This is a genomic window from Microbacterium sp. Au-Mic1 (genome assembly GCF_021341785.1).
Lineage (GTDB): Bacteria > Actinomycetota > Actinomycetes > Actinomycetales > Microbacteriaceae > Microbacterium.
The window spans coordinates 319,274-330,519 of record NZ_JAJTTF010000005.1 but is presented as its reverse complement, the minus strand read 5'-3'; the positions used below and the strand labels follow the sequence as shown (position 1 = coordinate 330,519).

General features: G+C 71.4%; 10 protein-coding genes and 1 tRNA gene. 5 read left to right on the top strand and 6 right to left on the bottom strand.

Translation table 11 applies throughout. The features are described 5' to 3' along the window. The 4 genes from LXM50_RS09340 to LXM50_RS09325 all read right to left on the bottom strand — a co-directional run. Nucleotides 1-1,143, bottom strand: a 1,143-nt coding sequence (locus LXM50_RS09340; protein WP_233311041.1) for a histidine kinase, incomplete at its 3' end; no start/stop codon positions are given. After that, nucleotides 1,140-4,886 carry an efflux RND transporter permease subunit gene (locus tag LXM50_RS09335; RefSeq protein ID WP_233311040.1) on the bottom strand — a complete coding sequence of 1,249 codons (3,747 nt, stop codon included), beginning with the start codon at nt 4,884-4,886 and terminating at the stop codon, nt 1,140-1,142. The genes LXM50_RS09335 and LXM50_RS09340, both read right to left, overlap by 4 nt. A 221-nt stretch (nt 4,887-5,107) precedes the next feature. Further along, complete coding sequence (locus LXM50_RS09330) at nt 5,108-5,929, bottom strand: ABC transporter permease (RefSeq protein WP_233311039.1); 822 nt, start codon at nt 5,927-5,929, stop codon at nt 5,108-5,110. Continuing rightward, complete coding sequence (locus LXM50_RS09325; protein WP_233311038.1) at nt 5,926-6,870, bottom strand: ABC transporter ATP-binding protein; 945 nt, start codon at nt 6,868-6,870, stop codon at nt 5,926-5,928. Before LXM50_RS09325 ends, LXM50_RS09330 begins: the two co-directional genes overlap by 4 nt. Before the next feature lie 247 nt (nt 6,871-7,117). Here LXM50_RS09325 and LXM50_RS09320 point away from each other — a divergent pair. Then, nucleotides 7,118-7,191, top strand: a tRNA-Gly gene (locus LXM50_RS09320). Between the two features lie 111 nt (nt 7,192-7,302). Here the strand turns inward: LXM50_RS09320 and LXM50_RS09315 are convergent. Continuing rightward, nucleotides 7,303-7,668, bottom strand: a complete 366-nt coding sequence (locus LXM50_RS09315) for a helix-turn-helix domain-containing protein (RefSeq protein WP_233311037.1) — start codon at nt 7,666-7,668, stop codon at nt 7,303-7,305. Between the two features lie 95 nt (nt 7,669-7,763). On the opposite strand from LXM50_RS09315, the gene LXM50_RS09310 reads away from it, so the two are divergent. From LXM50_RS09310 to LXM50_RS09300, 3 genes are all read left to right on the top strand, one after another. Further along, on the top strand, nt 7,764-8,618 hold the full coding sequence (locus tag LXM50_RS09310) for an SDR family oxidoreductase (protein ID WP_233311036.1): 855 nt from the start codon (nt 7,764-7,766) through the stop codon (nt 8,616-8,618). Between the two features lie 201 nt (nt 8,619-8,819). Next, nucleotides 8,820-9,137, top strand: a complete 318-nt coding sequence (locus LXM50_RS09305; protein ID WP_233311035.1) for a DUF2853 family protein — start codon at nt 8,820-8,822, stop codon at nt 9,135-9,137. Nucleotides 9,138-9,326: 189 nt separating this feature from the next. Then, complete coding sequence (locus LXM50_RS09300; protein WP_233311034.1) at nt 9,327-10,241, top strand: cyclase family protein; 915 nt, start codon at nt 9,327-9,329, stop codon at nt 10,239-10,241. A 33-nt stretch (nt 10,242-10,274) separates the two neighbouring features. Here the strand turns inward: LXM50_RS09300 and LXM50_RS09295 are convergent, their stop codons facing one another. Next, nucleotides 10,275-10,433: a hypothetical protein gene (locus tag LXM50_RS09295; RefSeq protein ID WP_233311033.1), complete on the bottom strand. Its 159-nt coding sequence runs from the start codon at nt 10,431-10,433 to the stop codon at nt 10,275-10,277. Between the two features lie 186 nt (nt 10,434-10,619). Here LXM50_RS09295 and LXM50_RS09290 point away from each other — a divergent pair, with 186 nt between their 5' ends. Next, the gene (locus LXM50_RS09290) at nt 10,620-11,159 is read left to right on the top strand and encodes a GNAT family N-acetyltransferase (protein WP_233311032.1); all 540 of its coding nucleotides are present in this window, start codon (nt 10,620-10,622) and stop codon (nt 11,157-11,159) included. The last annotated feature ends 87 nt before the right edge of the window (nt 11,160-11,246 follow it).

Genomic DNA, 11,246 nt, shown 5'->3' with positions numbered 1-11,246 from the left:
GCCGTCGTCCCGGATCTCGGCGTGGATGACCTCCTCGGTCACGCGCACCTCGACCCGCACCTCGGTGGGCGCCTCGGCGTGGCGCAGCGCGTTGGTGAGGGCCTCCTGCACGATCCGGAACACCGTCATCTGGAGCCCTGCCGGAATCTCGTGCGCATCGGCGGCCGCGGATCCGGTGACGTCGCCAGGCACCGGCCGTCCCAGGTCGAGGTCCAGCCGCACCGGCAGCCCGATCCCGCGGTAGACCTCGGCGAGACGCGGCAGGTCCTCCAGCCCCGTGCCGCTGCGCGTCGACTCCTGACCGGTCGGTCGTTCGAGCACGCCGAGCACCCGGCGCATCTCGTCGAGGGAGGAGCGCGCGACACCGCCGATCTGCCCCACCGCCTCCCTCGCGCGGACCGGATCCGCATCGAAGACGGCCCTCGTGCCGTCGGCCAACCGCACGATCACGCTCAATGAGTGCGACACGATGTCATGCACGTCGCGGGCGATGCGCGAGCGCTCGGCGAGGGCCGCGAGCTGCGCCTCCTGATCTCGTTCGTGCTCCAGGATCCGCGCTCGCTCCACGAGCGCCGCCACGTAGCGGCGGCGGTTGCCCGCGTTCTGCCCCCACAGCAGGGCGACCAGGAGGATCAGCAGATCGAAGGCGGCCCAGGTCAGGGAGGTCTCGAGCCGCGACCCCGAACGGTTCACGGGAGCGAAGCCGAATCCCGTGAGCAGATGCACGACGCTCAGCACCAGGGTCACCGCGTAGGCCACCGCCCCGGCGATCCACGCCCGGGACACCCGGTCGTACACGGCGATCGCGAACACCGCGTACGCGACGGCGAAGGCGCCCACATCGAGCGAGAACGGCAGCACCACGAGCGGCAGCGTGACCGAGACGAGGAAGAGCAGCACCGGGTTGCGGCGGCGGAACAGCATCATCGTCGTCGCGACGATCGCGACCACGACGAGGCCCAGGCCGATTCCCCAGGGGCCGACGGGGCGCGTGGCGATCTCGGGGTCCGCGGACTCCGCCGCGAACATCGGCACGGTCGTCAGCACGACCCAGCTGAGCGTCGTGAGCGCGTCGGCCCAGCGCGGATGGCGCTGCCAGCGCGACGCGGCGCGATCCAGGGCGCGCGCGGAGCCGTCGGTCACGTCGCCAGTCTCCCATGGTCGTCCGGGTCGACGGATGCCGTCCGATCCGCGGTCGGGAGCGATGTGCGCGACGCCTTCGCCTCCGCGTTCGACGGCACCGCACCGACGGACACCTCCTCGGGCGACGCCGGATCCTGCTCCTGCTCGAACACCTCGACGCCGGCGCTGCGGCTGCGTCGACGCACCTCGCGGCGCTCCCTCCGCGCCTGCCGGCGATCGCCGCGGCGCTCGTAGAGCACGACCAGTGCCGGCACCAGCAGCAGGGTGAGCACGGTCGACGACACCAGCCCGCCGATCACCACGATCGCCAGCGACTGCGAGATGAACGCCCCGCCCCCGGTGATGCCGAGCGCCATCGGAATGAGCGCGAAGATCGTCGCGCACGCGGTCATGATGATCGGCCGCAGGCGCAGGCGCGCACCGTGCACCACCGCGTCGTCGAGGCCCGAGCCGTTCCGCCGGTACTCGTTGATGAGGTCGATCAGCACGATCGCGTTCGTGACCACGATGCCGATCAGCATGAGCATGCCGATCAGGGCCGGAATGCCGAGCGGGGTCCCCGTGATCAGCAGGCCCGCGATCGCCCCGGTCGCCGCAAACGGCACCGAGACCAGCAGCAGCAGCGGCTGCACGAGGGAGCGGAACGTCGCGACCAGCACGATGTAGACCAGGGCGATCGCGGCCAGCATGGCAAGCCCGAGCTCGCCGAACGACTGCGCCTGCTCGGCGGCGGCGCCGCCTTCGTCCAGGCTCACGCCGGCGGGCAGGTCGACCCCGACCACGGCCGTCTGCACGCCGTACGACGCGGTGGAGAGGTCCGCCCCGTCCGCCGGCGTGGCCGAGATCGTGACCGCCCGGGCGCCGTCGATCCGGGTGATCGTGGCAGGCGCCGAGACGACTTCCACCGCGGCGATGTCGCCGACCCGGATCGGTGTCGCGCGCAGGTGCTCGAGGTCGCGCTGCGCCTGCGTGAGCCGATCGGTCTCGGCCTGCTGGCGCGACCCGTCGGCGATCGCGGTACGGGCCGCGGAGATCTGCTCGTCGAGTCCCGTCAGACCGCTCTCCGCCCCGGCCACGGCCTGGGTGAGCTGCTGGACGAGCTTCTGGTACTCGAGCGCGCTGAGCTGACCCTGCGTCGCGGGGCTCGCATCGGCGGGCGGCGGCGAGGCGAGCAGCTGTGCGAGCTGGTCGCGCAGCGCGACCAGATCCTGAGCCCCCGAGGAGCGCGCGTCGTACAGCGCCGAGAGCTGTTCGTCGGCCTTGTTCTCCGCCTCGGTGCGCGCCTGGGAGGACATCGCCTCCTGCTCGCGCTGCAGCGCGTCGGCCGCGTCCTTCTGCGTCTTCTGCGCCTGCAGCGCCGAGATCGGGAGAGTGAGCGCCTTGACCGCTTCCGGATCCGTCGCCGTCGACTGCGCGCGCACGACCAGGTCCGTCGCGGTGCCGTCGATGCCGACGGATCCGAGCCGCTCCCCCTGCACGGCGGCGGCGATCGCCGCGCCCACCTCCGCGGTCGTGAAGCCCTGCGTCGCGGCGCGCGCGGCGTCGACCGACACCTTCAGCACCGGCAGATCGGCCGCGAGATCGCTCTTCACCGTGCCGATGCCGTCGACCTTCCCGAGCGCGGCGGTCAACTTCTCCGAGGCGCTCGCCAGCGCCTTGTCATCGGGGCTCTTCACGATCACGTCGATCGAGGAGGACGTGGTCTGCGTCGCCTGGGTCGACACGGTGATCCGGTCGGCGTCGGGGAGCTCGGCGACCGCCTTCCTGATCCGCGGCAGCACAGCCTTGGGGTCCGCATCCGCGGCGATCACGACGTCGAGCGTGACGGGAGCACCCTGCTCGCCCGCGGTGGTGCGGTAGGAGGCGACCCCGTCGAGGTCGCGGACCTTCTTCTCCAGGGCGGTGGCCGCCTTGTCCGAGACCGCGAGCGTGGTGTCCAGCGGCATCGTCTGGGTGACGGTCACCGCGCGCTCATCTGCGAAGCTGCCGAGCATGTCGGTCTTGAGGAACCCGGCGGCCACGATCGTGCCGGCGAACACCACGACCGAGATCAGCACGACCGTGACGGGGCGCCGCAGCGCGAACAGCAGCGAGGGCAGATACGCGCGCTGCATGCGCGTGACGCGCTCCGCGGGATCCGCCGCCTCCGGGACCGGAGCTGTCGCGGCGGGCTCGTCGGCCGGAACCGTGGTCCGCGACGCATCCGCGCCGTCAGCCGCGGCCATCGCCGACTGCTCGGCATTCACCGCCTCGGCCTCGGCGACCGCGGTCTTCGCCGGGCGACGCAGGAACCAGTACGCGAGGACGGGCACGATCGTCAGCGACACCAGCAGGGAGGCCAGCAGCGCGATCGTCACGGTCAGCGCGAACGGCCGGAACAGCTCCCCGGCCATGCCGCCGACGAGGGCGACCGGCAGGAACACCGCGACCGTCGTCAGCGTCGACGCCGTCACGGCGCCGGCCACCTGCCGCACCGCGGCGAGTACGTCGGCAGGCGTGAGCGGTGCGGATCCGCGTCGCCGCGCGATGTTCTCGATCACGACGATCGAGTCGTCGACCACGCGCCCCACCGCAACGGTCAGTGCGGCCAGCGTGAACACGTTGAAGGAGAAGCCGCCGACGCGGAGCCCGATCACCGCGATGAGCAGCGACAGCGGGATCGACACGGCCGTGATCACCGTCGCCCTGGGCGAGAGCAGGAAGACCAGGATGATGAGCACCGCGAACACCAGGCCGAGGCCGCCCTCGACGGCGAGGTCATGGGTCGACTTCTCGATCATCGTGGACTGGTCGAACAGCACCGAGCTCGCGGCGCTCCCGCCCAGCGAGGGCAGGGTCTTCGCGACCGCGGCGGTCACGGCGTGCGACACCTGCACGGCGTTCGCCTCGGGGGTCTTGGTGATCGTCAGGCTCAGCGCGGGACGCCCGTCCGAGCGCGAGATCGTGCTCTGCGGGACGGGGGCGAGCTCGACGGTCGCCACCTCGGACAGCGGCACCGGCCCCTGCATCGTCGGGATCGGCATCGCCGAGAGGCGCTCGATCGACGTGCCCTCCTGGCCCACCTCGATGGCCATCGCGCGCGTGCCGTCGCTGCTGGTGCCGGCCGGCACCACGACGCCGGCCGTGCGCAGGATCGCCGACACCGCGGCCGCATCGACCGACCGCGCCGAGAGCTTGGCCGGATCCAGGGTCACCAGCACACGCTCGGAGACGCGCCCCGAGACCTGCACGGCGCGCACGCCCGGCACGTGCTCGATCGCGGGAACGAGGGTCTTGTCGACCCGGTCGGCGAGGGCCTCGATGTCGCCGTCGCCGGTGATCGCAAGGCTCTGCACGGGGATGTCCGCGGAACTGCCCGCGTAGACCTCGGTGTGCACGCCGTCGGCGGCGGATCCGGCGGCGGTCGCGGCGGACTTGAGGTCGGCGAGGATCTTGCTGTCGTCGCGGCCGAACGCCCAGGACACGGTCAGCTGGCCGCTGCCGCTCGACGTGCTCGTGCGCACCTCGTCCACCCCGGTCACGGCGCCGAGGGCATCGGACAGGGGCTTGACCACATCGTGGTCGAGGGTCTCCGCCGAGGCGCCCGGCTTGGTCACGAGCACGACCGCCGCGGGCTGCGACATCGACGGCAGCAGCTCCTGCTTCATGCTGCCGGTGGCCCACAGCCCCGCCCCCACGATGAGGACGGTGAACAGGGCGACGACGGCGCGGTTGGCGAGGCTGAGTCGGGTCAGCAGGGTCACGGATCCTCCAGGCGATACGGGCGGGCGCAGGGCACCCGCGACTGCCGCGGGCTGCGACGAGCCGTACCTTCAGCCAACCGGTCGGGGGCGGGCCGCACATCCGCTTCGGGGAGGATCCGGTCCGTTCCGGGGTCGTCCTCAAGTACCACATCCGCCGACCCCGTCGACGACGAAGCCCCCTCCGCGCGGTGCGGAGGGGGCGACGTCAGCGGGTCCCAGGGTCAGGCGTCGCGGGAGCGCAGCACCACCCAGGATCCGAGCAGCCCCGCGGCCACCCAGGCGCCGAGGGTGAGCAACGCCACGCCCGCGGAGAGCGGCGCGGTGTCGCTGGGCAGGATCGCGTTCTGCGCGGCCGACAGCGGCAGGTAGGCGGCCGCGTCGAGCACCCACTTCCAGGACTCGCCGGCGAAGGCGAAGAAGTTCGCCATGATCGGCAGCACGAACAGCAGTCCGACCGTGGCGGCGATCGCGCCGGCTCCCGAACGCAGCATGAACCCGAACGAGACACCGATCAATGCGCACACCGCCATCGTCGCGGCGGCCGCGAGCAGCGGCAGGATCACCTTGTCGGGCGCTCCCCACTCCAGCCCCTGGCCGTGCCCGCTGAGGATGGCCGACACGATGGCGGCGGCGATCACGAACATCACCAGGGAGGCGAGGAACAGGAACACCGCCAGCACGACGGCCTTCGCGATCAGCACGCGCCCGCGGCGCGGGTCGGCGGTGAGCGTGGAGCGGATCATGCCCGTGGAGTACTCGCCGGTGACGGCGATCGCACCCAGGATCCCGGCCAGCAGCGCCGTGAACTGGATGGGCGTGACCACGGCCATGATGCCGTTGAGCCCACGCGGAGCCTCGCCCGACGAGGTGAGGGCGAACGCGATCAGCACGGCGATGCCGATCGTGAGAGCGGCGGTGATCGCGATCGACCACCAGGTCGAGCGCAGCGTGGTCAGTTTGATCCACTCGCTGCGCAGGCTCCGCGGGAAGCTGAGACGGAACCGGCCCGGCAGCGCGGGCACGGCGGGGGTGACGGCGCTCATGCGACCACCTCCGGGATCGGGGCGCCGGCCTCGGGCACGGCGCGGGTGCGGTATTCGACGGCCTCGCCGGTGAGGGCGAGGTAGGCGTCCTCCAGCGAACCGCTGGTAGGGGTGAGCTCGTGCAGCGGGATGCCGCGCTCGGCGGCGAGGTCGCCGATCCACCACGCCTCGGGGCCGGTGACGTCGATCGTGTCGTGGCCCGAGGGGGTGATCAGGGCGCCGGCGGCGATCAGCAGATCGCCCAGCTCGGCGGCGCGGGGGCTCCGCACCCGCACCTGGGCGGTGGTCCACTGCTGCACGAGCTGCGACAGCGGTGCGTCCGCGAGCACCCGGCCGCGGCCGAGCACGATGATGTGGTCGGCGGTCTGCGCCATCTCGCTCATGAGGTGGCTGGAGAGCAGCACCGTGCGCCCCTCCGACGCGGCGTGCCGCACGAAGTTGCGCACCCAGAGCACGCCCTCGGGGTCGAGCCCGTTGACCGGCTCGTCGAGGATCAGCGTGTGCGGGTCGCCCAGCAGGGCCGCGGCGATGCCGAGGCGCTGCCCCATGCCGAGCGAGAACCCGCCCGCGCGCTTGCGGGCGACGGATCCGATGCCGGCGATCTCGATCACCTCGTCGACGCGCTTCGACGGAAGTCCGTGCGTCGCGGCGAGCGCGCGCAGGTGGTTGCGGGCGGAACGGCCCGTGTGCACGGCCTTCGCATCGAGCAGCACGCCGACCTCGGTGAGGGGCGCGCGCAGACGACGGTACTCCTGGCCGTTCACGGTGACGCGGCCCGCGCTCGGACGGTCCAGGCCCACGATCATGCGCATCGTGGTCGACTTTCCGGCACCGTTCGGTCCGAGGAAGCCGGTGACCGAACCCGGCTGGACGGTGAACGACACGTTGTCGACCGCGGTCTTGGGTCCATATCTCTTGCTGAGGCCCTCTGCTGTGATCATGTCTTCGACGCTATGCGGCGGCTGTGCCCTCGCGCATCCCTCTGGAGGATGACTCCGGGGATCCACGGGGATGATTCCGGAAACCCCGAACGCGAGTCCCGGATCCCGGGCTCCCTCCCCTGGCCCGCCCGGCGCACCGCGGAGACGACACCTCCAGCGGAACCCAGGACCCGAGCCCGCGGTTCCGGACCCGCGGATCCAGGACCCCGCGAGCGTTTGTTATGCTGGCCAGGCGTCACCGACGTGCGGGGCTGTAGTTCAATGGCAGAACTTCTGCTTCCCAAGCAGACAGCGCGGGTTCGATTCCCGTCAGCCCCTCCATCCATTTCCTCCTCGCGGACAGCGCGACGCGTGTGCTCGCCTGACAGCGTTCCCGCGAGGCCGCAGGACACGACGCTGCCGTGGTCTGCCGGCCGGGTCGCGGACGGGCGCCTACGGCCGCCCGACCATCTCCTCGGCGTGATCGGCGACCCAGGCGACGAGCGGGAGCATCCTCTTCATCAGATCCTGCCCGAGCGGGGTCAGGCGGTACTCCACGTGCGGGGGCACACTCGGGAACGACTCCCGGTGCACGAGACCGTCGGCGGCGAGCGTGCGCAAGGTCGAGGCGAGCATCTTCTCGCTGATGCCGTCGACCTGACGCCGCAGCTCTCCCCACCGCAGCGTGCCGTCGGACAGCGCGGAGAGGATGAGCACACCCCATTTGCTCATGACATGGTCGAGCACGACACGGGTGCCGCATCCGTCATCGAAGAGTCGATCCTGCGATGCCCGGATCTGCGCAAAACTCACCACCATGTGCGTACCTTACCTGAAAGTGGGTACTCTCCGCGGGGAAGGCGAAGGGCGGCGAGCACGTTGTCGAGTGCGTAACCCCTGCGAAAGGACTCCTCATGACCATCCTCGTCACCGGTGCGACCGGCAACCTCGGCCGCCTCGTCGTCGACAGCCTGCTCGCCCGCGGCACCGACCCCGCCACGGTCCGCGCCGGCGCGCGCGACACCGCCAAGGCCGCAGATCTCGCCGCGCGAGGCGTGCAGGTCGTCGCCCTCGACTACGACGCGCCGGAGACCGTCGCGGCGGCCCTTGACGGCGTGGACGCCGCACTGCTCATCTCGAGCAGCGAGGTCGGAAAGCGCGCGACGCAGCATCAGGTCGTCATCGACGCGGCCCGCGCCGCGGGCGTCGCCAAGCTCGTCTACACGAGCGCCCCGAAGGCGACGACGAGCGACCTCGTGCTGGCTCCCGAGCACAAGGCGACGGAGGAGGCGATCGCGGCCGCGGGCCTCCCGGCGGTCATCCTGCGGAACAACTGGTACACGGAGAACTATCTCGGCGATGTCGCCCGTTCCCGGGACACCGGCGTCATCGCGGCGAGCGTGGGCGAGGGCCGCGTGGCCTCCGCGAGCCGGGCGGACTACGCCGAGGCCGCCGCGATCGTCCTGGTCGAGGACGGCCATGTCGGCGAGGTCTACGAACTCGCCGGCGACGTCGCGTGGAACTACGACGAACTCGCCAGCGCCGCGTCGGCGGTCGTCGAACGCGAGGTCCGCTATGCGCCGCTCAGCAGCGAGGACCACGCCGCGGCGCTCGAGGCCGCCGGTCTCGACGCGGGCACCGTCGGTTTCGTGACGGCGCTCGACGCGAACATCAGGGAAGGCGCCCTCGCCGACACCGACCGGACCCTGGCCCGCCTGCTCGGCCGCCCCACGACACCCCTCGTGGAGGGACTGCGCGCCGCATCCTGACGCTTGGCGGACGGGCCGCACGCCGGCAGGCCGGACCGGTCCTGAGTGCGCTCGAGAGACATCTCCCGCCGCCCGGGACCGAAGGCACGCCCAAGCATCGGCCTGTCAGTTTCCTATGGACGTCTTTTGCTGTTCGGATGCCCCGTCTAGGATCTCTGGCGAGCGCGGCAATCGAGCCGAGCCGGAGCGAAGGAGTTCCCTATGGCCGACTGGGCCGCTGACGTCAAGATCTACCGTCCCGACGCCGATGATGCTGCGATCGCGGGTCTCCTCAAGACCTACCAGCTCGTGATGAGCAGCCAGGACTCGGCGTACGTCGCGTTCTCCGACAAGGACGAGGTCGAGACCGTCAAGACCAATTTCCTCAAGAAGAAGCTCGGCCTCACGGAGTCGGACGCGGTGCTCGACGCCGCGCTCGACGAGGTCAAGGAGACCATGAAGGCGGACCGCACCAAGAGCCGCATCACGGTCTACTACCTCCTCGCGGAGAAGTTCGGCAAGCTGGGCCAGTTCCACTGAGCACCCGCTCCGCCGCATGACAGGAAGGGTCGCGTCCGCTCAGGCGGGTGCGACCCTTCCTCGTCCGACCGCCGCCAGTACTCACCCCGGAACGGCGACCGCGGGATCTCCGCGACGCACGATCCCGGGGGAGAGCTCGATCGTCGACACGTGACGCCCGCCCACGGCGTTCCTCGCCATACTGGCGGGATGACCTCACCCGAGTACCGCGCGCGCTTCGGCTTCGACATCGCCTTCGCCAACGGCGGCGGGATGCACGGCGACGGCTTCCGCCTCGACCTGCCCTCCGCCGACCTGAACGCCGACGCGATCAGCACGCTCCTCATCCGCCACCTCGGTCTCGCGCTCGTCGAGTCCGTCGCGCTGCGCGATCTCGAGATCGTCGAAGAACAGCACCGGGGCAGCCGGGGAGTCGAAGCCGCGACCCCCACCTCCGTGCGCCGCATCGTGGACCTCTCGCACTCGATCCACGCCGGCCTCGTCACCTACCCCGGGCTGCCCGCGCCCGAGATCACCCCGTTCCTCACCCGGGAGGATTCGCGGGCGAAGTACGCGCCGGGCACCGAGTTCGCGATGGACGTCATCACGATGATCGGCAACACCGGCACCTACGTCGACTCGCCGTTCCACCGATACGCCGACGGGGGCGATCTCTCCTCGCTGCCCTTGGAGAAGCTCGTCGATCTGCCGGCGGAGGTCTTCCATCTCGCCGACGCGTGGTCGCCCGACCGTCGCGGGATCGGATCCGCCACCCTCGCCGACCGCGACCTGCACGGCGCGGCCGTGCTGCTGCACACGGGCTGGGACCGGCATTTCGGCACCCCGGCGTACGGCCGCGGCGCGCCGTTCCTCACCGAAGACGGGGCGCAGGCGCTCGTCGGCGCCGGGGTCGCACTCGTCGGCATCGACTCGCTCAACATCGACGACACCGAGTCGGGAGGCGAGCGCCCCGCGCACTCGATCCTGCTCGCGGCAGGGATCCCTGTCGTCGAGCACCTGGCGAACCTGGGCTCGCTGCCGGCCCGGGGCGCCCGGTTCACCGCCGCACCACCGGCCGTCGCCGGCTTCGGGACCTTCCCCGTGCGGGCGCACGCGATCATCTAGCCCCGGACGGCGCACGCCATCGGACGGGTGCCGTCAGAGCCCCTCGATGGACCCCTCGAACCCGAGCATCGTGTCCACGTCGGGTGGCGGGATCAGCCCGCCGTCATCCTCGTCCCACGGCGGACCGTTCTCGGCCGTCTCCTGGTCTTCGACCTGCTCCTCGACCGGCTCGTCGTCCTCGTCGTGGCCCATCTCGTCCTCCTTCACGAGGGAGCCGGCCCCGACGCCCTCATCTGCATACCCGCCCGCAGCGGCCCTGATCCGACCTCTTCTCCGCAGGGTATGCCGCCGTCCAGGGCGTCACAAGGGGACGGCCCTCTCCGGTCCTCGGCGTCGGCGCCGGCCGCGTTGTCTGGACCTGCGGGTAGCGTGACACCCATGTCCACAAGGCCCGCCGTCACCCTCCGCGCCCGCACCGACGCCGACCTCGATGCGCTCTACAGCATCGCGACGGATCTGGACACGTGGGAGGAACGCAACCCGGGCCGCCCCGCCGTTCCGCCCCGCACCACGTGGGAGGAGCGTCTCACGGCCCGAGAAGCGGATCCGGGCAGCAACCGGAGCTTCGTCATCGACGTCGCCGGCGAAGCCGTCGGCACCGTCGGCCTGTTCGAGATCGACGAGGTCGCGCGGCACGCCGAGGTCGGCATCGCGCTCGTCCCGTCGGCCCGGGGCAAGGGCATCGGCACCGAGGCCATGCGGCAGATGGTGGAGTTCGGGTTCGTGCGCGGCAACCTGCGCCGGGTGCATCTCGAGGTGATCGCGTCGAACGCCGCGGCGATCCGCTCCTACGAGAAGGCCGGCTTCGTCGTCGAGGGTCGCCAGCGCGAGCACGCCTGGGTGCGCGGGCGCTACGAGGACATCGTGCGGATGGGGCTGCTCCGCGACGAGTGGCGCGAGAACCCCGCGGCCGACTGAGCTCGCCTCGCCGGCGTTCCGGTCCTCGTCGAGCGCGACGGCCATTCGCACGCCGACCCTGAGTCCGCGCGGGCGGATGGCGTAGCG